Annotated in this window: 21 protein-coding genes and 1 pseudogene; 9 read left to right on the top strand and 13 right to left on the bottom strand. The window is 71.3% G+C overall.

What is annotated here, in order from left to right:
• Positions 1-4 precede the first annotated feature (4 nt).
• Both L2C96_RS38910 and L2C96_RS38905 read right to left on the bottom strand, forming a co-directional pair.
• Positions 5-799, bottom strand: a complete 795-nt coding sequence (locus L2C96_RS38910; protein ID WP_237339672.1) for an ABC transporter permease — start codon at positions 797-799, stop codon at positions 5-7.
• On the bottom strand, positions 796-1761 hold the full coding sequence (locus L2C96_RS38905) for an ATP-binding cassette domain-containing protein (RefSeq protein WP_237339671.1): 966 nt from the start codon (positions 1759-1761) through the stop codon (positions 796-798). Before L2C96_RS38905 ends, L2C96_RS38910 begins: the two co-directional genes overlap by 4 nt.
• 104 nt (positions 1762-1865) lie before the next feature.
• On the opposite strand from L2C96_RS38905, the gene L2C96_RS38900 reads away from it, so the two are divergent.
• Positions 1866-2783, top strand: coding sequence for an endonuclease/exonuclease/phosphatase family protein (locus L2C96_RS38900; protein ID WP_237339670.1), 918 nt, complete (start codon positions 1866-1868; stop codon positions 2781-2783).
• Here the strand turns inward: L2C96_RS38900 and L2C96_RS38895 are convergent.
• Positions 2770-3636 (bottom strand): LysR family transcriptional regulator, encoded by an 867-nt coding sequence (locus L2C96_RS38895; RefSeq protein ID WP_237339669.1) that lies wholly within the window; start codon positions 3634-3636, stop codon positions 2770-2772. The genes L2C96_RS38900 and L2C96_RS38895 overlap by 14 nt on opposite strands.
• Positions 3637-3722: 86 nt before the next feature.
• On the opposite strand from L2C96_RS38895, the gene L2C96_RS38890 reads away from it, so the two are divergent.
• Complete coding sequence (locus L2C96_RS38890) at positions 3723-4556, top strand: SDR family NAD(P)-dependent oxidoreductase (protein WP_237339668.1); 834 nt, start codon at positions 3723-3725, stop codon at positions 4554-4556.
• 215 nt (positions 4557-4771) lie between these two features.
• Here the strand turns inward: L2C96_RS38890 and L2C96_RS38885 are convergent.
• The 3 genes and pseudogenes from L2C96_RS38885 to L2C96_RS38875 form a co-directional block, all read right to left on the bottom strand.
• Positions 4772-5911 (bottom strand): annotated as a pseudogene (locus L2C96_RS38885) (FAD-dependent monooxygenase); the annotation flags it as partial.
• 47 nt (positions 5912-5958) lie between these two features.
• On the bottom strand, positions 5959-6768 hold the full coding sequence (locus L2C96_RS38880; protein ID WP_237339666.1) for an SIR2 family NAD-dependent protein deacylase: 810 nt from the start codon (positions 6766-6768) through the stop codon (positions 5959-5961).
• Complete coding sequence (locus L2C96_RS38875; protein ID WP_020417072.1) at positions 6768-7064, bottom strand: antibiotic biosynthesis monooxygenase family protein; 297 nt, start codon at positions 7062-7064, stop codon at positions 6768-6770. The genes L2C96_RS38880 and L2C96_RS38875 overlap by 1 nt, the downstream gene beginning before the upstream one ends.
• A 32-nt stretch (positions 7065-7096) precedes the next feature.
• Between L2C96_RS38875 and L2C96_RS38870 the strand changes: the two genes are divergently transcribed.
• Positions 7097-8500: an AAA family ATPase gene (locus L2C96_RS38870; protein WP_237339665.1), complete on the top strand. Its 1404-nt coding sequence runs from the start codon at positions 7097-7099 to the stop codon at positions 8498-8500.
• Positions 8501-8504: 4 nt separating this feature from the next.
• The gene (locus L2C96_RS38865; protein ID WP_020417070.1) at positions 8505-9263 is read left to right on the top strand and encodes an alpha/beta fold hydrolase; all 759 of its coding nucleotides are present in this window, start codon (positions 8505-8507) and stop codon (positions 9261-9263) included.
• Between the two features lie 5 nt (positions 9264-9268).
• On the opposite strand, the gene L2C96_RS38860 is transcribed toward L2C96_RS38865, so the two are convergent.
• Entirely contained in the window at positions 9269-10102 is an 834-nt protein-coding gene (locus tag L2C96_RS38860) for a helix-turn-helix transcriptional regulator (protein WP_237339664.1), read from the bottom strand.
• A gap of 117 nt (positions 10103-10219) precedes the next feature.
• Between L2C96_RS38860 and L2C96_RS38855 the strand changes: the two genes are divergently transcribed.
• Positions 10220-11266, top strand: a complete 1047-nt coding sequence (locus L2C96_RS38855; protein WP_237339663.1) for an aldo/keto reductase — start codon at positions 10220-10222, stop codon at positions 11264-11266.
• 1 nt (position 11267) lies between these two features.
• Here L2C96_RS38855 and L2C96_RS38850 read toward each other — a convergent pair whose 3' ends face one another.
• From L2C96_RS38850 to L2C96_RS38840, 3 genes are all read right to left on the bottom strand, one after another.
• Positions 11268-12146, bottom strand: a complete 879-nt coding sequence (locus L2C96_RS38850; RefSeq protein ID WP_020417067.1) for an iron-sulfur binding domain-containing protein — start codon at positions 12144-12146, stop codon at positions 11268-11270.
• Between the two features lie 9 nt (positions 12147-12155).
• Positions 12156-12653, bottom strand: a complete 498-nt coding sequence (locus L2C96_RS38845) for a beta-class carbonic anhydrase (protein WP_020417066.1) — start codon at positions 12651-12653, stop codon at positions 12156-12158.
• Positions 12654-12721: 68 nt separating this feature from the next.
• Positions 12722-13822 carry a LacI family DNA-binding transcriptional regulator gene (locus tag L2C96_RS38840; protein ID WP_237339662.1) on the bottom strand — a complete coding sequence of 367 codons (1101 nt, stop codon included), beginning with the start codon at positions 13820-13822 and terminating at the stop codon, positions 12722-12724.
• 196 nt (positions 13823-14018) lie between these two features.
• Here L2C96_RS38840 and L2C96_RS38835 point away from each other — a divergent pair, with 196 nt between their 5' ends.
• The 3 genes from L2C96_RS38835 to L2C96_RS38825 are packed head-to-tail and all read left to right on the top strand — an operon-like array spanning position 14019 to position 16604.
• Complete coding sequence (locus L2C96_RS38835; RefSeq protein ID WP_237339661.1) at positions 14019-14912, top strand: metal ABC transporter solute-binding protein, Zn/Mn family; 894 nt, start codon at positions 14019-14021, stop codon at positions 14910-14912.
• On the top strand, positions 14909-15703 hold the full coding sequence (locus L2C96_RS38830; RefSeq protein ID WP_020417063.1) for a metal ABC transporter ATP-binding protein: 795 nt from the start codon (positions 14909-14911) through the stop codon (positions 15701-15703). Before L2C96_RS38835 ends, L2C96_RS38830 begins: the two co-directional genes overlap by 4 nt.
• A 22-nt stretch (positions 15704-15725) precedes the next feature.
• Complete coding sequence (locus tag L2C96_RS38825; protein ID WP_237339660.1) at positions 15726-16604, top strand: metal ABC transporter permease; 879 nt, start codon at positions 15726-15728, stop codon at positions 16602-16604.
• Here the strand turns inward: L2C96_RS38825 and L2C96_RS38820 are convergent.
• From L2C96_RS38820 to L2C96_RS38810, 3 genes are read right to left on the bottom strand one after another with little or no spacing between them, the layout of a single operon-like run.
• Positions 16564-17874 carry an alginate O-acetyltransferase AlgX-related protein gene (locus L2C96_RS38820; RefSeq protein WP_425550242.1) on the bottom strand — a complete coding sequence of 437 codons (1311 nt, stop codon included), beginning with the start codon at positions 17872-17874 and terminating at the stop codon, positions 16564-16566. The genes L2C96_RS38825 and L2C96_RS38820 overlap by 41 nt on opposite strands.
• 21 nt (positions 17875-17895) lie before the next feature.
• Complete coding sequence (locus L2C96_RS38815) at positions 17896-19119, bottom strand: DUF445 domain-containing protein (protein ID WP_237339658.1); 1224 nt, start codon at positions 19117-19119, stop codon at positions 17896-17898.
• Between the two features lie 33 nt (positions 19120-19152).
• Complete coding sequence (locus tag L2C96_RS38810; RefSeq protein ID WP_020417059.1) at positions 19153-20385, bottom strand: DUF445 domain-containing protein; 1233 nt, start codon at positions 20383-20385, stop codon at positions 19153-19155.
• Between the two features lie 135 nt (positions 20386-20520).
• Between L2C96_RS38810 and L2C96_RS38805 the strand changes: the two genes are divergently transcribed.
• Complete coding sequence (locus L2C96_RS38805) at positions 20521-21579, top strand: coiled-coil domain-containing protein (protein ID WP_235716078.1); 1059 nt, start codon at positions 20521-20523, stop codon at positions 21577-21579.
• Positions 21580-21774: the final 195 nt, after the last annotated feature.

Raw genomic sequence — 21774 nt, 5'->3', positions numbered from 1 at the left:
TGCGTCAGGCCACCCGCCGCCGGTAGGCGCGCATCGCCAGCGGGAAGAACACCGCGACGATCCCCGCCATCCAGGCGAGCGCGCCCAGCAGCGGCCCGGCGACCGGCCCGCCGTTCAGCAGACCACGCATGGCCTCGGTCAGCAGGCTCACCGGGCTGACGTCCGACCAGGCGCGCAGCCAGCCGGGCATCGTGTCGGACGGGACGAACACGTTGCTGCCGAAGGTGATCGGCATCATGACCGCCACCATCACGCCCTGCACGGCGCCGGGGCTGCGCATGAGCATCCCGACGAACACCGCGATCCAGCAGAAGCACAGCCCGGCCAGCAGCATCAGCGCGACGCCGACCACCAGCGAACCCGGATCGGTGTGCAGCCGGTAGCCCATGACCGTGCCCGCGACCAGCAGCACCGCGAGCGCCACCGCGTACCGCACGACGTCCGACACCACCGCGCCGATCAGCGGCGCGGACCGGGCGATCGGCATGCTGCGGAACCGGTCGAAGACGCCCTTCGTGACGTCGGTGTTGAGCGAGGTGCCGGTGGCCATGCTCGCGAACACCGTGTTCTGCACCATCAGCCCGGGCACCAGCACCTGCAGGTAGGCGCTCGTGCTGCCGGCGATCGCGCCGCCGAACAGGTACCCGAACATGAGCAGGAACAGGATCGGCTGCAGCGTGACGTCGGCCAGCTGCTCCGGGTTCTTGCGGATCTTCAGCACACCCCGCCAGGCCAGGGTGAACCCGTCCTGCAGGGCCTTGCCTGGGCTGATGCGCCGGGGCAGTTCGAGCACGGTCACACCAGGCTCCCTTCCGGTGCGGTTTCCTCGGCCGGCTTCCCGGTCAGCGCCAGGAAGACCTCGTCGAGGCTGGGCAGGCGCAGCGCCAGCTCGTCGGCGGTGATGCCGGCTTCGTCCAGTTTCCGGACCAAAGTGGACATCAGGACCGGATCGCCGACCGGCGCCGTCAGCAGGCCGACATCGGTGTCGCGGGCCGGTTCGATGCCGGTCAGGCCGGTCAGGATCCGCGCCACGGCTTCGAAATCGGCCCGCGAGGTCGGCCGGACCTGCACGGTCTGCCCGCCCACCCGGCGCTTCAGCTCGTCCGGGCGGCCCTCCGCGACGACCCGCCCGTGGTCGATCACGGTGATGGTGTCGGCGAGCTGGTCGGCCTCGTCGAGGTACTGCGTGGTCAGCAGCACGGTCGCGCCGTCGTCGACGAGCCGCCGCACCACCTGCCACACCTCGTTGCGCGCGTGCGGGTCCAGCCCCGTGGTCGGCTCGTCGAGGTAGAGCAGCTTGGGGCGGCCGACCAGGCTCGCGGCGAGGTCGAGCCGCCGCCGCATGCCGCCCGAGTACGTCTTCGCGGCGCGCCCGGCGGCGTCGGACAGCTCGAACTGCTCCAGCAACTCGGCCGCGCGCGCCCGCGTGCCGGCCCGGCTCAGCCCGAGCAAACGGCCCAGCAGCACAAGGTTCTCGGTGCCGGACAGGTCCTCGTCGACCGACGCGTACTGGCCGGTCAGGCCGATCAGGCCGCGCACGCGGACCGCGTCGCGCACGACGTCGTAGCCCCCGACCGTCGCGCGGCCGGCGTCCGGACGCAGCAGCGTCGCCAGTATCCGCACGGTGGTGGTCTTCCCGGCGCCGTTCGGGCCGAGCACGCCGACCACCTTGCCGGTCGGCACCTCCAGGTCGACCCCGTTCAGCGCGGTGGTGCCCCCGAACCGTTTCACCAGGCCCTCAGCCTGGATCGCCAAGGTCATGAAATCCTCCTCCTGTGTCGGAACCGACTCTTCCGGGGGAACCTGACAGCGCGCGCACAGGCGACTGTCAGCCGCCGCCCAGACGTGACAGGAAGACTGGGCGGGTGGTCTTCTTCGCGATCCTCGCCGCGGTCTTCGTGGTGTTCGCCGCGATGCGCCTGTTCGGCGTCGACGGCGGGCGGCTGACCGCGTCGCTGATCGCGCTCACGCCGTACTGGATCGTCTGCGGCCTGCTGCTCGCGGCGCTCACCCTCGCGCTCCGGCACTGGTGGATCGGCGGGACCGTGCTGGTGCTGGCCCTCGTGCTGGGCGGGGTGGTGGTGCCGCGCGCCTTCTCCTCGGCGCAGCCGCAGGTGCACGGGCGGACGCTGCACGTGATGTCCTCGAACATGTACTACGGCGAGGCCGATCCGCAGACCATCGTGCGGCTGGTGCGCGAGAACCAGGTGGACGTGCTGAACCTGCTGGAGCTGACGCCGCAGGGGGTGTCCGCGCTGGAGGCGGCCGGGTTGTTCGAGCTGCTGCCGCACCGGGTGCTGGAGCCGGCGCGGCGGGGCGCCGGGTCGGGGCTGGCGTCGCGCTACCCGGTCACTCAGCTGTCACTGGCGGGACCGTCCGAGTTCGCCCAGCCGAGCGCGCGCCTGGACCTCGGGGGCGGGGTGTCGGTCGAGGTCGTGGCGGTGCACCCGACGGCGCCGGTCGCCGACGCGGGGGCGTGGAAGTCGGAGATCGCCGGACTGCCGCACCCCGATCCGGACGGCCCGGTGCGCATCCTGGCCGGCGACTTCAACGCCACGCTCGACCACGGCACGCTGCGGGACCTGATCGCGACCGGCTACACCGACGCCGGCGACGCGATGGGCGAGGGCTTCACGTCGACCTGGCCGTCGAAACTGCTGCCGCCCCCGGTCACGATCGACCACGTCCTGGTCGACCAGCGCGCCGCGGTCACCGCCTACCGCGTGTTCCCGATGCCGAACTCCGACCACAAGGCCGTGTTCGCCGCGATCACGCTCCCGTGAGCTGCGCGTGCCGGACGAACCGCGCGATGTCCGGGGACGTGGCGGTCGCGGCCCACACGACGTGCAGCTCGCTGGGTGACAGGCCGTGCACCGGCACCACGGCGATCCCGGTGAGCGGCAGTTCCGGCAGCAGCGTCCTGGGCACGAAACCGACCGCCTGACCGAGCCGGACCGCGCTCGCGTATTCGGCGCCGCTGCGCACCAGCGGGCCCGGTCGCCAGTCGTAGGGAATCCGGTCGGTGCCGGTCCAGTACGCCGTCTCGGCGGCCGACATGTCGACCCACCGCGGGAACGTCTCGCCGTCCAGCTCGGCCCGCTCGATCGACTCCCGGCCGGCCAGCGGGTGCGACCGCGGCAGCAAGGCGACCCGTTCGTCGATCCGCACCGGATCGCTGTCCAGGCCCCGGCTCTCGAACGGGACGCGCAGCAGACCCACGTCGGCGGCGCCCGTGCGCAGTTCGTCCGCCTGGACCTGCCAGTCCGCCACGGTCGCGACGGCCCGCGGTTCGTACTGTTCGTTGTAGGAATCGACCAGGCCCTGGAGCGTGGCGACGTCGCAGGCGCGCGCGGTCACCCGCAGCTGCGGCCCCTCCTGCCCGAACCGCGCCACCCTGGCGATCGCCGCGCGCGCGTGCTCGTCGATGCCCCGGGCGTCCTCGGCGAGCATCCGCCCGGCCGGGGTGAGCTTCGCGCCCTGGTGCCCACGGGCGAACAGCGCCGTCCCGACTCCGTCTTCGAGCGCCCGGATCGCCCGGGACAACGCCGGCTGCGTCATGCCGAGCCGTTGCGCGGCGGCGGTGAACGTGCCTTCCGTGGCGACCGCCAGGAAATACCGCAGGTGCTTCAGATCCACTCCGACAGGCTGCCATGCCGGCCCGGCATGAGCCCATGTCCGCGCGGCTTTGGACGGATTCCCGCCACTGCGCTGAGCTGAACGGCATGACACAGAGGGCAATCGTGACCGCGGCCACCGGGGGACTCGGCTTCGAGGTGGCCCGGCAACTGGCCCGGCTGGACCACGACGTGGTGATCGTCGGGCGCGACCCGGAACGCGGCGCGGCGGCGGCGCGGACCATCGGCGGCCGGTTCGTCCAGGCCGACCTCTCGGTGCTGGCGGAGGTGCGCGCGCTCGGCGAACGGCTCGCCGCGGAGGGTCCGTGGCAGCTGCTGGTGAACAACGTGGGCGGCATGTGGTCGGAGCGCTGGGAGACGGCGGAGGGCATCGAGGCGAGCTTCGCGGTGAACCACCTCTCGCCGCTGGTGCTGACCGAAGCGCTGCTGGACTCGCTGCGCGCCGGCCGTCCGAGCCGGATCGTCGACGTCACGTCGTCGTCCATCCAAGCCGCTCTGACGCTGGGCACCCCGTCATACGCGGAGGTCGAGCCCGGCGGGTACTACGGCATGGCGGTGTCCGGGCGGGCGAAGCTCGCGCACCTGGCGTACAACCGGGAACTGGCCGAGCGGTTGCGGGGCAGCGGGATCGCGGTGTTCGCGGCGGACCCGGGCGCGGCGGCGACCCCCAACGCGGCCGCGATGACGCCCGAGATCCTGCCGCCGGCGCTGCGCCCGATGTGGGAGCAGATCCTGGAGGGCGTCCAGCGACCGGCGTCGGAGGCCGCGCGATCCATCGTGTTCGCGGCCACCGATCCGTCGCTGGACACGGGGCTGGTGATCGGCCCGGACTGCACGCCGTCCGAGGACCTGACCGGGGCGCTCACCGACGAGCTGGTGGCGGCCGCCCGTGACCTGACCGAGCGGGTGCTGAAGCAGTAGTGCGCGTACCGGATCCGGCCGCTCGGGGGGCGTGACGGCCGGATCCGGTATGCCGGACGACTGCGAGGAGCACGGTGGCGCCCGTGCGGCCGCAGCCGTCTGGTTAGAGGGCACGACGGCCCTGACGGGACGCGTGGAACCCTCACGTTCACCGGATCGAGTGGCGCGGGTCAGTAGTCCTTGACCGCGTAGGACGCCACCACCTGCGCGAACTCCGCCACACCCGTTTCGACCAGGACCTCGGCCGCGGCGCTCGCGTCCGCCGCCTGACCGGCCTGGGCCCGGCGCTCCCGCAGGTTCATGACCGCCATCTCCTGGTTCGCGCGGGCGTAGTCCCGCAGTTCCTCCTCGTACGCCGCGAACGCGGCCCGGTGGTCGCCGCCGGCCGCGGCCAGCTCGCCGGCCAGCACGCACGCCCCGATCAGCGCCAAGCTCGTGCCCTGCCCGGACATCGGCGAGCCGCAGTACCCGGCGTCGCCGAGCAGCACGACCCGGCCACGCGACCACGAGTCCAGGAGGATCTGGGCCGCGGAGTCGAAGTGGAAGTCCGCGGCGGCTCGGGCGTGTTCCACCAGCCGCGGCATCTCCCAGCTGTCCCCGGCCAGCGCGCGGGCCACGATCTCCTTCTGGGCCTCGACGTCGCGGTGGTCGTAGTCCACCGGCTCCGCCGAGCCGAACATCAGGTAGGCGCGGGCTTCGGTGTTGTCCCGCGCGCTCATCACCATCGCGCCCCGCATGTCCCCGTCCGGCATCTGGTGCATGACCTGCCAGTTCTCCAGCCCCAGGAAGTTCGGGACCGTGCACACGGCCATGTTCACGCCGAGGTGCCGGATGAACCGCTCGGTGGGGCCGAAGACCAGGCGGCGGGTGTTCGAGTGCAGCCCGTCCGCGCCGACCACCAGGTCGAAGGTGCGTGCCCGGCCGGACTCGAACACCACGCGGACCTCGTCGTCGTCCTGGTCCAGCCCGGCGATCGAGTCGCCGAAGAGGTACTCGACATCGCCGGCGGATTCGGTGATGATCCGCGCGAGGTCGTCCCGCAGGATCTCGACGTCCGGGTTGTCCAGCTCGCCGCCGCTGACCGTGCGCTCGGTGGTGCGGTAGACCTCGGCGCCGGTGGAGTCCACGACCGACATCCCGCGCATGCCGGTGCTGTGCGCGCGCAGCTGGTCGAGGATGCCCATGCGGTCGGCGACGTCCAGCGCCGGGCCGCGCACGTCGACCGCCTGCCCGCCGGGCCGCGGGCCGGGCGCGCGCTCGACCACGGTGACGCTGAAGCCGTAGCGGGTGAGCCAGTGGGCGAGGGCGGGTCCGGCGATGCTGGCGCCGGAAACGAGGACCTTGGTGTCGTTCATGCCGCCACGCTGCCGGGCGCCGCTTACCGGTCGCTGACCGGAAACTGTCAGCCGTCGAGCAACGCGGTCAGCGCGGGCAGCGCGGCACGCGGGACGGAGACGCCGCGGCCGTGCCGGACCTCCGGTTCCCGCGGGTTGATGCGGATCAGCGCGCCGGTCGCGGCGGAAGCGAGCTCGGCGTACCGGCGGACGGTCGGCACCGCGCGTCCGGCGCCGATCTCGACCACGACGGCGTTCCGGTTCACGCGCCGCCACTCGGCCAGCGCGCGCATCTGGCCGTCCGTGCGGGACGGCAGCCAGTCGAAATCGCCGAACATCATGATGTTCGGCCGGGCCAGGCCGCCGCAGTTCGGGCAGGACGGCAGCGGCGGGCGGGCGCGCATGGTCGACTCGTCGACGTCGAGGGAGAAGTCCGCGGGCCAGATGTCCGGGCCGCACGGCACCGCGCACTGCAGGTGGTGGATCGACCCGTGCGCCTCGGCGACCAGCTCGAACCCGGCGCGCTGGAACTGACCGTCCACATTGGACGTGAATACCGCGACGCCGCCGGGCAGGCCGGCACCGTGCCGCAGCAGCAACCCGAACCCCGCGTGCGGTTCGGTGCGCCGGTACATCGCCAGCCGGTGGCCGTAGAAACCCCACGCCAGCTCGGGATCCTCGGCGAAGTGGCGGGGGTCGGCGAGTTCGGCGAAGCTCAGCCCGAGCCGCGCGTACGGCGGATAGGCCCGCCAGAACCCCTCGTTCCCGCGGAAGTCCGGCAGCCCGGAGTCGACGCCCATGCCGGCGCCCGCGCACACGAGGAGCGCGGAGGCGCCGGCGAGCATCTCGGCGGCCTCGGCCAGGCCGTCGCCGGTCATCAGTCGAGCGGAACGACCTCGAACTCCAGCAGGTTCGCCCCGCTGGCCACCGGCCGCGAGCTCTGGCCCGCGTGCGCCTCCTTGGCCGGGCCGCTCGCCCACGCCTGGTACGCCTCCTCGGACTCCCACTTCGTGTAGACGAAGTAGCGGTTCTCCCCGGCGACCGGGCGCAGCAGCTCGAAGCCGAGGAAGCCGGGCTGCCCGTCCACCGAGTGCGCCCGGTTCGCGAACCGCTTCTCCAGCTCGGGGCCCGCGCCCTCGGGAACCTCGATCGCATTGATCTTCACGACTGCCATGACCTCAGCCTACCCAGCTATGCTGGGACGTAATGGGGATCACAGGGGAAGATCGCAAGCTGGCCCGGGGGCTCGCCGGGGACCTGCGGAAACTCGTCCAGACGGCCGCGCTCGTGGTCGACGAGGACAACCCGGCCGAGGAGCTCATCAGCCGGATCACCGGGCACCTCGGCGTCGGATTCCGGCAGATCGTGCTGGTCGGCCAGGACTTCCCGCCGTGGGAGCACGTCAACGTGCACCGCGGCGTCGAGGCCTACCTCGCCGAACGCGGCGGCGAGCCGGAGTGGTTCGGCGTCACCGGCGCGAACCGGGTGCACGAGGAACTGACCGGGATGCTGTCGTCCGCGCGGCGGCACGGCGCCTTCGAACTGGGCGCGGTCGACATGGCGACCGTCGCGATCGGACCGGAGGCGACCGAGGAGGTCGTGCAGTTCGGGCTGGTGCTGACGACGGCGCCGGACGGCGGGCCGGTGGTCGTCGCGCTGCGCGGGCCGAACCCGCAGCACGGGCCGTCCGCGTTGTCCAAGGTCGAGGTGCTGGCCGGTGACCGCGCGGCGGCGGGCGCGGCCCGCGACCGCATCGAGCAGCTCGCCCGTGAGCACGACGTGCTGCGCGGCCAGGTGCTCGCTTTCGGCAGCAGCGAGTACCGGGGCAACGAGCTGCTGACGTTCCTGCCGCGCCCGGCCCTGACCGCCGAGCAGGTGGTGCTGCCCGAGGGGGTGCTGCCCGCGATCGAGGACCACATCGTCGGCATCGCCGAGCACGCCGACCGGCTGCGCGCCGCGGGGCAGCACCTCAAGCGGGGCCTGCTGCTGCACGGTCCGCCCGGCACCGGCAAGACCCACACCGTGCGGTACCTGCTGAGCCGCCTGTCCGGCAGCACGGTGATCATCCTGACCGGCGCCGCGATGCGGTTCATCGGCAAGGCCGCCGAGCTGGCCCGGCGGTTGCAGCCCTCGATCCTGGTGGTCGAGGACGTCGACCTGGTCGCCGAGGACCGCACCATGCCGGGCGCGGGCGGTTCGCTGCTGTTCACCCTGCTCGACGCGATGGACGGGATCGGCGCGGACGCGGACGTCACCTTCGTGCTGACCACCAACCGGCCGGAGGCGCTGGAGGCCGCGCTGCGCGACCGGCCGGGCCGGGTCGACCTGGCCGTGGAGATCCCGCGCCCGGACGCCGAGGGGCGGCGCAAGCTGTTCGAGCTGTACGCGCGCGAGGTGGAGCTGGCGGCGGACCTCGAACCGGTGATCGCCGAGACCGAGGGCGTCACCGCGTCCTACGTCAAGGAGCTGCTGCGCCGCGCGGTGCTGCACGAGATGCGCGACGGCGCGGACGGCGAACGGATCCGGGTCGGCGACAAGGCGCTCACCACCGCGCTGCGGGACATGCAGGAATCGCGGAACTCGCTCACCCGGTCGCTGCTCGGTAGCTGATTCAATGGGCGCCGTGAGCGTCGTGGACTTCGGCGGCGACGGCCGTCCGATCGTGTTGCTGCACGGGCTGATGGGCCGGGCGCGCACGTGGTGGCGGGTCGCGCAGTGGCTGCGCCGGTACGGGCACGTCGTCGGCCTCGACGCCCGCGGGCACGGGCGCGGGCCGCGGGGCGGGCCGTGGACGACGGAACAGTTCGTCGCCGACGCCGCCGAAGTGGTGCGGTCGCTGGGCGAACCGGCCGTGGTGATCGGGCATTCGATGGGCGGCCTGCACGCGTGGTCACTCGCCGCCGCCGAGCCGGACCTCGTGCACGCCGTCGTGGTCGAGGACATGGCGCCGGACCAGCGCGGCAAGACGGTCGAGACGTGGCGCGGGTACTTCGAGTCGTGGCCGGTGCCGTTCCAGTCGCTCGCACACGTGCGGGAGTTCTTCGGTGACACGGGCGAGTACTTCACCGAGTGCGTGGAGGAGCGCCCGGACGGCTACCACCTGATCGCCGCGCTCGACGACCTGTACGAGATCGCCGCCGAGTGGGGCAGGCGCGAGTACTGGTCCTCGGTGGAGGCCGTGAAGTGCCCGATGCTCGTCGTGGAGGCCGAGCACACCCTCATGCCGCCCGGCCAGCAGGCGGAAATGGCGCGCCGCGCGCAATCGGGGCGGCACCTGGTGGTCCCCGGCGCGAACCACGTCGTGCACGACTCGCAGCCGGACATCTACCGCGGCGCGGTGGAGGCGTTCCTCTCGGCGGTGCTGGGGCGGTAGGCGCGTCACCGCCCGGACAAGCGCTCCAGCGCCGACCGGCTCTCGTCGTCCGCGGGACGGAAGATCACCAGCAGCTGCGCCGCGTCGCGAAGTGGCGTGAGCGTTTCGAACTGCAGGGCGATTTCGCCGGCTTCGGGGTGCCGCACCACCTTGTGGCCGCGGCCGTCGACCTTGACGTCCCGTTCCGCCCACCATCGCGCGAAGTCCGCGTCCCGCCTGGCGCATTCGGCGATGAGGTCCGTCAACGCCTGGTCGTCCGGATGCGCCGCCCAGGCCGCGCGCAGGTGGGCGATCCCTTCCCGCACAACGCGTTCGCGGTCGACGTAGAGCTCACGCGTCTTCGGGTGCAGCAGGCACAACCACATCGCGTTGCGCTGCGACGGCGGGAGGGTGTCGAAATCGAGGAGGAGCTTCGCCATTCCGCCGTTCCAGGCCAGGATGTCGAAGCGGTGGTTCATCAGCATCGCGGGCAGCGGGGCGAGGTCCTCGACCAGCCGGGCCAGCTGCGGCGCGGCGGCGGTGGCGGGTTCGCCGGTGTCGCGGGGGCGCTGCCGGGTCAGGTCGAACAGGTAGGCGCGCTCTTCCGGGGTCAGGCGCAGAGCCTGGGCCAGCGCGTCCACGACGTCCGCCGACGGCCGCAGCCCACGGGCCTGCTCCAGCCGCACGATGTAGTCGACGCTGATCCCCGCCAGCTCGGCGACCTCTTCCCGGCGCAAGCCCGGGGTCCGCCGGGCCCGCCGCCCCGACGGCAGGCCGACATCACCTGGCTCCAGCCGTTCGCGGCAGCTGCGCAGGAACGTGGCCAGCTCCTGCGCGGGGTCCACGGTGCGAGTGATCACGGACGGTCCAACAGCCGGGGTAGGACCGGTGTTCCCAGGAAACCGGTTCCCTTACCCCCGGCTCGCCGTGCCCACAGACTCGTCCTCGGCAACGGATCACGAGCACTGGAGGACACGATGCCGCTCACCCTCGACACCTACCGCCTGCTGGGCCGCTCCGGCCTGCGGGTCTCGCCGCTGGCGCTGGGCACGGCGACCTTCGGCACGGAGTGGGGCTGGGGCACCGAGCCGGACGACGCGCGCAAGTTGTTCGACACCTACGTCGAGCGCGGTGGCAACTTCATCGACACCGCCAACACCTACACCGACGGCAGCTCCGAACGCCTGCTGGGGGAATTCACCCGGGGCAACCGGGAAAGCCTCGTGCTGGCGACGAAGTACACGACGCTGAGCCGGCCCGGCGACCCGAACTCCGGCGGCCCGCACCGGAAGAGCATGTTCACGTCGGTGGAGACCAGTCTGCGACGGCTGAACACGGACTACCTCGACCTGCTCTACCTGCACGTGTGGGACGACACGACGCCGGTGGAGGAGGTCCTGCGCGGCATGGACGATCTGGTCCGGCAGGGCAAGGTCCTGCACGTCGCGATGTCCAACGTCCCGGCGTGGCAGGTGTCGCGCATGCAGGCGATCGCCGACCTGCGTGGCTGGTCGCCGCTCGTCGCGCTGCAGATCGAGTACAACCTGGTGGAGCGCACCGGGGAACGCGACCTGATCCCGATGGCACGCGAGCTGGGCCTTGGCGTGGTCCCGTACTCGCCGCTGGCGGGCGGGGTGCTGACCGGCAAGTACCGCCGCGACGACGGTGCCGGGGAGAGCACCCGCAGGAGCTTCAACGCCGGTCTGGGCCTGGTCACCGAGCGCAACCTCGCCATCGCCGACGTCGTGCAGGAGGTCGCCGCGGAGCTGGAGTGCACCCCCGCGCAGGTCGCGCTCGCCTGGACCCTGCGGAACCCGGGTGTCACGGCGCCGATCATCGGCGCTCGCACCACCGCCCAGCTGGAGGACAACCTCGGCGCACTGGCGGTCGCCCTCAGCCCCGCCCAGCTGGCCCGGCTCGACGAGGTCAGTGCGATCGATCCCGGCTACCCGCACGCCCTGCTCGCCAGTGACCACATCCGGAAGGTCACCATGGGCGATCTGCAGATCGACAGCCGCCGCTGACCTACTTGTGTTCGCCCGGCAGCGCGAACCGGCCGTCCGCGGTCTGCTCCACCAGACCGTCCACCAGCAGCGAGTCCAGGCAGCGGTCCCGCTGGCCGGTGTCCGGCCAGACCACGTCCAGGCTCGCCTTCCACACGGGTTCGGGGGTGCCCCGCAGGACGTCCAGCAGCAGGCCGCGCACGTGCCGGTCGGTGCCGGCGTACTTCTGCGTCGCCTTAGCGGGGCCGTTGTACGCCGGGCGGCCGGCCTTCTGCCAGGCGCAGTCCGCGTACACCGGGCAGTCCGCGCAGCGCGGCGAACGCGCCGTGCACACCACCGCGCCCAGTTCCATCAACGCAGCCGAGAACCGCGCGGCCCGCGCCTCGTCCAGCGGCAGGATCGCCGACACGTCGGCCATGTCGCGGGTGTTCGACGGCGGCCCCGCGTCGCCCGCGCCGTGGATCGCCCTGGCCACCACGCGCCGCACGTTCGTGTCCACCACCGGCGCCCGCTTGCCGTACGCGAACGCCGCCACCGCCCGTGCCGTGTAAGCGCCGATACCGGGCAACGACAACAGGGTGTCCACATCGGACGGCACCACGTCACCGTGCTCGGTGGCGATCGCCGTGGCCGCCGCGTGCAGCCGCAGCGCCCGGCGCGGGTAGCCGAGCTTGCCCCACGCCCGCAGCACCTCGCCCTGGCTCGCCGCGGCCAGCGCCGACGGCACCGGCCACCGCGCGAGCCACTCGTGCCAGATCGGTTCGACCCGTGCGACCGGCGTCTGCTGCAGCATGATCTCGCTGACCAGCACGCCCCACGCCGTGCACTCCGGCCGCCGCCACGGCAGGTCCCGGGCGCACGAGTCGAACCAGTCGATCAGCAGTTCGGAGTCGATGGGCACCGGCCCAGGTTAGTTGTCCAGGACCTCGGTGACCTTGCCGGTGTGCACGTCGTAGACGAACCCGCGCACCTTGTCCGTGTGCGGCAGGTAGCGGCTGGTCCGCACCCTCCGCATCGACCGGCGCACGCTGTCCTCCACGTCGCGGAACGCCTCGACCGCCCACGTCGGACGGACACCGCCGGCTTCCTCCAGCTCGTCCTTGAACCCGTCTTCGGTGACGGTCGAGACACCGCAGGTGGTGTGCTGCATGATCAGCACCTCTTCGGTGCCCAGCTTGCGCTGCGACAGCGCGAGCGAGCGGATCACGTCGTCGGTCACCACACCGCCGGCGTTGCGCAGGATGTGCGCCTCACCCTGGATCAGGCCGAAGATCTCGAACACCCTGATCCGGGCGTCCATGCAGGTCAGAATCGCGATCTTCATCGACGGGCTGGCCGTGGAACGGTCGCCGAGCACGGGGTCAGTGAGTTCGCTGTTGCGCTGCAGCAGGGTGTCGATCGCGGTCAAGAATGCCTCCCGGGAGATTGTCCGGATTTCATTCCACCGGACCCATCAGCACCCCGCAATGAGAGAGATCACGGCCCGAACCAGTGCTGCTCCATCGTGCGCGGCGGCGCGGACGTCGTGCCGATCCGCAGCTGCGTGTTGAGCGTGATGATCCGCGGCTTGACGTGGTCGCCGGAGGACAGCAGCAGCTTGCCCGCCGCGCGGCCCTTCTCCAGCACCGGCTGGTGCACCGTGGTGAGGCCGGCGCGCTCCGCCTCGGCGATGCCGTCGAACCCGGTCACCGTGAGGTCCGCGGGCACCCGCAGGCCGCGCCGGTTCGCCTCCGCCAGCGCGCCGAGCGCGAGGATGTCCGAAGTGCAGATCAGGGCGGTCACCTGCGGGTGGGCGTCGAGCAGGTGGCGGGCCGCGGCGGCGCCGTCGTCCACGGTGTGCTCGAAGCGCTCCACGACCGGCACCGTCGACCAGTCGACCCCGACCTTCGCGAACGCCTTCGCCAGCGCCTCCAGCCGGGCGCGCTGCACGTGGAAGTGCGCGCTCTGCTGCCGGTCCAGGTAGGCGAACCCGTCGTTGCGGTCGCGCGCGAGCCGCATGCACAGCACGCCGACCTGCCGGTGGCCGAGCTGGATGATGTGCTCGGCGAGCGCGGTGACCGCCGTCGTGTCGTCCGGGCCGACCCGGTCGACGCCCTCGATGCGCGGCTGGTCGATGATCACCGTCGGCACCGGGCGGGCCAGCACGGCGCCCAGGTGCGGGTCGTCGTCCGGCACCGAGTAGACGACGAAACCGTCGACACCGGCGCGGTGCACCGCGGCCACGTCGTCCCGGCCGGGGCTGGCCGGCACCAGGTGCAGCCCGACGCCGGCGTCCTCGCAGGCCAGCGCGAGGCCTTCGAGCACGCCGATCGCCGCCGGGTCGCGGAAGGCGTAGGACAGGTTCTCGGTGAGCAGCAGGCCGACGGCGCCCGCCTTGCGGGTGCGCAGCGACCGCGCCACCGGGTCGGGGCCGGGGTAGCCGAGGCGGCGGGCGGTCTCCAGCACCCGCTTGCGCAGTTCCGGCGACAGCTGGTCCGGGCGGTTGTAGGCGTTGGACACGGTGGTCCGAGACACGCCGAGCTCCGCGGCGAGCGACGCCAACGTCACCTGTCGCCTCATGCGCATAGGACGCCCCATGGGGGAACCGTAACGGTTCAGAACGGAGTCGTGAAGTCGAACGCCGTCCGTGCGGCGTGCGCCACTGCGCAACGTGACGTTCAGGCGGGGGTAACCGAGGCGGTGAGATCGTCACCCGTTCAGGTAAGGTGAACTCGAAAACCGTTTCCAATAGTTCTGACCATGCGTCCCACCTCGTACTTCAGGAGTGCTCGCGATGAGTTTCCCCCGCCTGATCGGTCTCGCGTCCGCCGCGACGGCCCTCGTACTCGGCCTCACCGCCTGTGGTGGGACTAACACCGCGAGCGACACCGGGGGCAAGATCAACGTCGTCGCCTCCACGAACGTGTGGGGCAGCGTGCTGTCCGCGGTCGGCGGCGACCAGGTGGCGGTCACCTCGATCATCGACGACCCGAGCGCCGACCCGCACTCCTACGAGACCACGCCCGAGGACGCCATCGCCGCGCAGAACGCGCAGCTGACCCTCGCCAACGGCGGCGGCTACGACGACTTCTTCGGCAAGCTCGCCGACCAGGCCGCGAACGCCCGCAAGCTCAACGCGTACGACATCGGCGCGACCGGCGACGAGAACGAGCACGTCTGGTACAGCTTCACCACCGTCGCCAAGGTGGCCGACCAGGTCGCCGCGCAGCTCGGCCAGATCAAGCCGGACGCCGCGCAGACCTTCACCACCAACGCCACCAACTTCAAGGCCCAGCTGGACCAGCTCACCAGCAAGGCAGGGCAGATCGGCGCCGGCCACCCGGACACCAAGGTCCTGGTCACCGAGCCCGTCGCGCACTACCTCATCCAGGCCGCCGGGGTCACCGACGCCACCCCGGAGGAGTTCTCCGAGGCCGTCGAGGAGGAGACCGACGTCCCGCCCGCGGCGCTGGCCGAGTTCAACTCGCTGATCACCGGCAAGCAGGTCAAGGCCCTGATCAACAACGAGCAGACCACCACCCCGGTCACCGAGCAGGTCGTCGGCGAGGCGAACCGCGCCGGCATCCCCGTCGTGGGCGTGACCGAGACGCTGCCCGCCGGGACGACGGACTACATTGCCTGGATGACCAGCGAAGTCGACGATCTGGCGAAGGCCCTGAACTCTTGAGCCCTGCTGTGGAGATCTCCGGCGCGACCCTCGCGTTCGGTGCGCGCACGCTCTGGTCCGGTCTGGACCTCTCGGTCGAGCCCGGCGAGTTCGTCGCCGTGCTCGGCCCGAACGGGTCGGGCAAGACCAGCCTGCTGAAGGTGCTGCTCGGTCTGCAGCACCTGTCGCGCGGCAGCGTGCGCATCAACAGCGATCACCCGGTCGGGTACGTCCCGCAGCAGCGGGCGATGTCCGAAGCGCTCACGCTGCGCGGGGTCGACCTGGTCGGGCTGGGGCTCGACGGCCACCGGTGGGGCACCGGGCTGCGTGGACTCGCCGAGCGGCGGCGGCGGGTGTCCACCGCCGTCGCCGCGGTCGGCGCCCAGTCCTACGCCAAGCAGCCGGTCGGCAAGCTCTCCGGCGGTGAGCAGCAGCGGCTGCGGGTCGCGCAGGCGCTGGTCGGCGAGCCGGACGTGCTGCTGTGCGACGAGCCGTTGCTGTCGCTGGACCTCGCGCACCAGCGCGCGGTGAGCGAGCTGATCGACGCCCGCCGCCGCGAAGCCGGCACCGCGGTGCTGTTCGTGACCCACGAGATCAACCCGATCCTGCCCTATGTGGACCGGGTGCTGTACCTGGTCGACGGCCGGTTCCGGATCGGCCCGCCGGAGGTCGTGATGACCTCCGAGACGCTGTCCGAGCTGTACCGCGCCCGGGTGGAGGTGGTCCGCGTCGGCGGCCAGATCCACGTGGCCGGCGCGCGCAGCGCGGTCTGCGAGGACGAACCCCACCACCTGGACGAGCGCGTTTCGTGAGCACCGAAGGTTCCCGCTGAACATGGACAAGTTCTTCGACTTCGGTCTGACGGCGCAGCTGCTCGGGCTGCCGTTCGTGCAGACCGCCCTGCTCGCCGCGGCCGTGCTCGGGCTGGTCGCCGGTGTGCTCGGACCGCTGATCGTGACCCGCCGGATGTCGTTCGCCGTGCACGGCACCGCCGAACTCGCCTTCACCGGCGCGGCCGGCGCGCTGCTGCTCGGCGTCGGCGTCGAGTTCGGGGCGCTGGCCGGCGCGGTGATCGCCGCGCTGCTGCTCGGCCTGCTCGGCGGCCGGGAGTCCGATCGCGACTCGGTGATCGGCGCGATCCTGTCCTTCGGGCTCGGCCTCGGCGTGCTTTTCCTGTGGTTCTACCCGGGCCGCGCGGCCAACAAGTTCGGCATCCTGGTCGGCCAGATCGTGTCGATCGAGACGACCAACCTGATCGTGCTGGTCATCGCCGCGCTGGTGGTGCTGGCGGTGCTGGCCGTCATCTACCGGCCGCTGCTGTTCGCCAGCGTCGACCCGCACGTTGCGGCCGCCCGCGGGGTCCCGGCGCGCACGCTGTCCGTGGTGTTCGCCGTGCTGGTCGGCGTCGCCACCGCGCTCGGCGTGCAGATCGTCGGCGCGCTGCTGGTGGTCGCCATGATGGTCACTCCGGCCGCTGCGGCAGCGCGGCTCACCGCGAGCCCGTGGAAGGCCACCGTGCTGGCCGTCGTGTTCGCCGAGACGGCCGCGCTGGGCGGCATCATCCTCTCGCTCGCGCCGGGCGCGCCGGTCAGCGCGTTCGTCACCGCGATCGCGTTCACGATCTACCTGGTCTGCCGCCTCGTCGCCTACCTGCGTGACCGGGCGGCCCACGTCACCGAGGACTCGCCTGCAGTTGCGCCTGCAGCGCCGTGAGGAACTCGTCGGTCAGGAACGGCAGCTGACCGCTGGAGACGCTGCGCTCCACGGTCTCCAGCACGATCACGTCCGAGTTCGCGAACATCCCGATCGCCTGGTCCCGGCTCGTCTTCGGGGTGAAGTAGGCGAGCATCGTCAGGTTCGCGAACCCGGCCGCCAGGTAGCGCGACGACGCCTTGGTGAACGAGTCGCCGTAGAACAGGGTCTTCTCGTTCACGGTGGAGGACATCGGCGAGGCGAACCGGTAGGACGGGGTTTCGATGTCGGCGATGGTCTGGCCTGCCCGGTCGACGATGCCGTCCGGGCGCAGGTCGTAGAGCACGTTCGTCTTGTCGGCCTTCTTGCCCAGCAGCGGCGGCAGGTCCGCGGCGACGGTGTAGGTGCCGATCTGCTTGCTCTGCCAGGTCGCGGTGATCCCGGGCTGCACGGCCTCGGCGACCGCGCGGGTCATCACCAGTGAGCCCTCGTCGGTCCAGTGCGTGTCGTTGGACGGGTAGACGGGACGGTTGACGCGCCGCGCCTCCTGGGTCAGGGCGGGCCGCAGGTCCACCGCGCCGGCCGCGTCGATCTGCTGCCAGGTCGGCGCCTCCGCGGCCCGGTGGCACTCCCGGCCGGGGTAGCTGGACGGCAGGTTCTCCGGGACCATCGTGGACTTGTCCGGCGCCACCACCCAGACGAACTTGCGCCCGGACGCCTCGATGATCGTGCGCAGCCGGTTCATCCGCTCCAGCGTGTCGGACAGCATCCGGACCGGGGAGCACTTGGCCTCGGCGTCGTAGCCGAAGTACAGCCAGCCGTCGCGGCCCTCGATGACCTGCCGGTAGCCGGCCTGGTCGAGCGGGCCGGAGGTGGTGGGCTGGTCGTCCGTGCCCTGCGTCTGGGTCGGCGGCGGGCTGCCGGGCAGGGGACCGGTCTCGGTGGTGCCTGCCTGGTCCCGCGGCGGGGTCTCGCCGAAGAACGTGCGGCTGATCCAGTCCGCGGCGTCGATCGCGGCGCTGCGGAAGGTGAGCTGGTCGGTGGCCCAGCCGGGCAGGCTGGTGAAGAACGCCCAGCCGTCGCCGATGCTGGGGAAGCTCGCCAGGTGCCGGTTCTCGATCTCGGCGGGGCGCGCGCCGAACACCCACAGCAGCGCCGGGGTCGTGAAGAACACGATCGCGCTGATCAACGCGGTGAGCTGACGGCCGCCGTGCCGGGGCCGGTGCAGGGAGTGCTCGCGGGGAAGCCACGCCTCGTGCACCGCGGGGAGCTGCTGCGGTTCGTGCGCCACGCGCACACGTTAACCGTTCACCTAGTGAAGCATCAGCAAAACCTGCAACTCACCGACGACGAACCCGATCACACCGCCGACCGCGATCAGCTTCCACTCCTCCTGGCGGAACGCCGGGCGCAGCAGGTTCTCGTACTCCTCGGGCGTCAGCGCGAGCATCCGCCGCTCCACCATGTTCGCCAGGTCCATCGCCTCGACCAGGTACGGCTCGGCGTGCCGGAGGAGGTACGGCATCTGCGCGAGCGACCCGGCCGCCGCGGTCGCGGTCATCTCACGCAGCCGCTCGCCGCCGACGGTCGCGGACACCAGTGGCCGGATCAGGCCGACCTGCTCGTCGACGGCCCTGGCCACCACGCGCCGCACGAGCGCGGCGAGCCGGTCGGTGCGCGGGCCGGTCAGCAGCTCGTCGAGGAGGTTGGGGACGGTCAGCACCTCGCGGGCGATGATTTCGCCGTACTGGCGGGCGACCTCGGCCTTGCGGCGCTGGAACTTGCCCTGCAGGGTGATCGGCCCGATCTTCACCGGGCGGCGCGGCAGGAAGATCATCTTGATCGCGAGCCAGTCGGTGAACAGGCCGATGGCGCCGCCGAACACCGGCAGCACCCACGGGTTCTTCGTCAGCGCCCACACCACCGCCTGCACGATGCCGAGGACGAATCCGAAGTAGATCCCGCAGCGGGCGATGAACGCCATTTCCGGCCGGGACGTCTCGCGGATCAGGCGCACCAGCAGGGCGCGGTCGCGGGTGAGCCGCTCGACGGTCATGTGCTTGACGTCGAGCACTCCGTCGAGGTTGGCGCGGACCTCGTCCAGCAGCTCGCGAACCAGCTTCGGCGAGCCGGCCTGCAGCTGCTTGACGATCAGGTCCTGCGCCATCGGCGGCAGCGACTCCCACAGCCGCGGGTGGTGCTTGGCCATCACCTCGCGGGCCAGGTCGTCGATCGCCCGCAGCAGCGGCTGCTCGATCTCCCGCACCAGCCGGTCCGGCTGGATGCGGCCGATCACCTCGCCGAGGTCGATCAGGTTAGCGGTGAGGAGGTCGGTGGCGATGGCCGCCATCCGGCCGCCGTGCTTGGGCACCACGCCCTGCCAGCCGAAGATCGGGCGGATGCCGACGAACTCCAGCGGGCGGAACATCATCTCGATGGCGACGCGCTTGGTGACGTAACCGATGAGGGCGGCGATGAACGGGATCGCGGTGTAGAGCGGCCAGTGCTGCGCGAAGTCGGCCAGCACCCCGTCCATCCGGCCACCCCCTCGGAAATCCTGGCCGCGAGATTAGTGGAGGAGCAGGATCGCCTGGAGCTCACCCACGAGCCCGCCGATGATCGCACCGACGGCGATCAACTTCCACTCGTCCTGCCGGAACGCGGGCCGCAGCAGCTCCTCGAACTCCATCGGCGACAGCTGCCGCATCCGGTCGACGATCGTGTTCCGCACGTCCAGGGCGTTGACCGCGTACTCCTCGGCGTACCGGATGGTGTCCGGCACCCGCTCCGCCGCCTTGAGCGCCGCGGCCTGCTTCATCTCCTGCCACTTGCGCGTGCCCACCGCGGCCGCGACGAGCGGTTTCACGACGCCGGCCTGCGCGTCGATGGTGCGCTGCACCTCGCGGCCGATCAGGTGGAACAGCCGGTCGGCCTTCGGGCCCTTGAGGATGGCTTCCAGCAGGTTCGGGATGGTGATGATCTCGCGGGCGATCATGTCGCCGTAGTCGGCGGCCACCTGGTCGCGGCGCTTCTGGAACACGCCCTGCCAGGTGTAGAGGCCGAAGAACTCGCGCGGCTCCCGCGGCAGGAAGATCATCTTCAGGGCGAGCCAGTCGGTGAACCAGCCGATGCCGAGGCCGAACAGCGGCATCACGATCGGCGACTTGGTCAGCGCCCACACGAGCAGCTGGACGCACCCGAGGGCGAAGCCGAACACCAGCCCGGAGTTCGCGATGAACCGCATCTCAGGTCGTGAGATGTCGCGGATGAGCCGGTTGAGCAGGCTCTTGTCGCGGACCAGGTTGGTGATGACCATGTTCTTGAGGTCGAGGACGTCCTCGATGTTGTCCGACAGCTCCCGCATGATCTTCGCGATCACCTTGGGCGCTTCGGCTTGGATGCGGCGCAGCAGCAGTTCCTTCGCGCCGCTGGGCAGTGCCTCCCACAGGCGTGGCTGGTACTGCTCCATGACCTCTTCGGTGATCTCCTCGACCACCTGCAGGAGCGGTTGTTCGATCTCCTTGGCGAGCTGGTCCGGGTCGAGCCTGGCGAAGATCTCCTTCGGGTCGACCAGGTTGTTCGTGAGCATGTCGGTGGCGGTGGCCGCCATGCGCTCGGCGTTGGCTGGCAGCACGCCCTGCCAGCCGAGGAACGGCCGGATCCCGACGAACTCGATCGGCCGGAACATCATCTCGATCGCGACGCGCTTGGTCACGTAGCCGATGAGCGCGGCGATGAACGGCATCGAGACGTAGAGCGGCCAGTGTTCGGCCAGGTCGGCCACGATCTCCTGCAGTTGCACCGGCCCCTCCTCGCGAGTTCCGCCGAACCGTATCCCAGCCGTTTGGAGGGAGGCGCGGACCGGATTCAGTTGATCTTCGATAATGTGTCACCCGAAAGTATGGAAACCCAGGTCCAATAGCACTAAGGTGCCCGCATGCCTCCTGCCGAGTCCCAAGATCCCATCGCCGGTAATCCCCTGTTCCCGCTCGTGTTCCGCGGCTACGACCGGCCGCCGGTGGACGAGAAGTTCGCCCAGCTGAACGCCGAGCTCAAGGAGACGGCCGTCTCCCGTGACGAGGCCCTCTCGTCGGTCGCCGAGCTGACCCGTGCCCTGTCCTACGCCCAGCAGGAGCTGAGCGAGGCCAAGCAGGCGCTGTCGCGGATGGCGAGCGACCCGTCGAGCGCCGCGACGATGACCGAGCGCGTCCGCACGATGATGACGCTCGCCGAAGAGGAGATCGCCGAGCTCAAGAACCGCGCCGAAGCGCAGGCCGACGACATCCGCGCCGCGGCCGACAAGTACGACCTGGACACCCGCAAGGCCGCCGACAAGATGGTCGCCGAGCGCGAGGCCGAGCTCGCCAAGCGGCGTGACGACCTCGAGCTGGAGTTCCAGGAGCGGCACACCGCGCTCACCACCGAGCACGAGAACCTCATGGAGCAGGCCCGCGCCGAGATCGCGCGCCTGAACGAGGAGGCCGCCGAGGAGCGCGCCCGCCTGGACGCCGAAGCCGCCGAAGCGCGTGCCAAGGCCGAGCAGGAGACCGGCGAGGCGCTTGCTCGCAAGACCGAAGAGGTCGAGACCGCGCTGGCCCGCAAGACCGAAGAGGTCGAGACGGCGCTGGCCCGGAAGACCCAGGAGGTCGAGGAGCGCCTGGCGAAGGACACCCGGGAGACCGAGGAGCGCCTGGCCAAGCTGGTCGCCGAGACCGAGGCGAAGATCGCCAAGGACACGGAGGAGACCGAGACCCGGCTGGCGAAGATCACCGCCGAGACGGAGTCGCGCCTGGCGAAGCAGACCTCCGAGGCGGAGACCCGGGCAAGCACCCTGGTCGCCGACGCGGAGCGCCAGCTGTCCGAGGCGCAGCACGCCCGCACCGAGGCGTTCGAGTTCCGCCGCGAGGTCACCGAGCGCCTCACGGCCACCCACTCGGCCCTGCAGGAAGCGCTGGAGACGCTCGTTCCCGCCGACGACCGGACGCCGGTCGCCTGACGGGGTTTTTGAAGGGGCGTCGGTGCGCTTTGCGCGCCGGCGCTTCCTTTTTTTCACCAAACCCGGCTGGGTGGTCATCCCGTCGCCTGACACCGGCACGATCACCTTGAGCCAGGGCCGCAACCTCCGTGCTCACCGGCGGCCGGACATGCCAACCTTGCGGCCCTGGCTCAAGGTGATATGCACAAACCGGAA

The organism is Amycolatopsis tucumanensis, from assembly GCF_021654135.1.
Classification (GTDB): Bacteria; Actinomycetota; Actinomycetes; order Mycobacteriales; family Pseudonocardiaceae; genus Amycolatopsis_E; species Amycolatopsis_E tucumanensis.
Note: the sequence above shows the minus strand (reverse complement) of the source record. Positions and strands in the feature narration are given on the sequence as shown.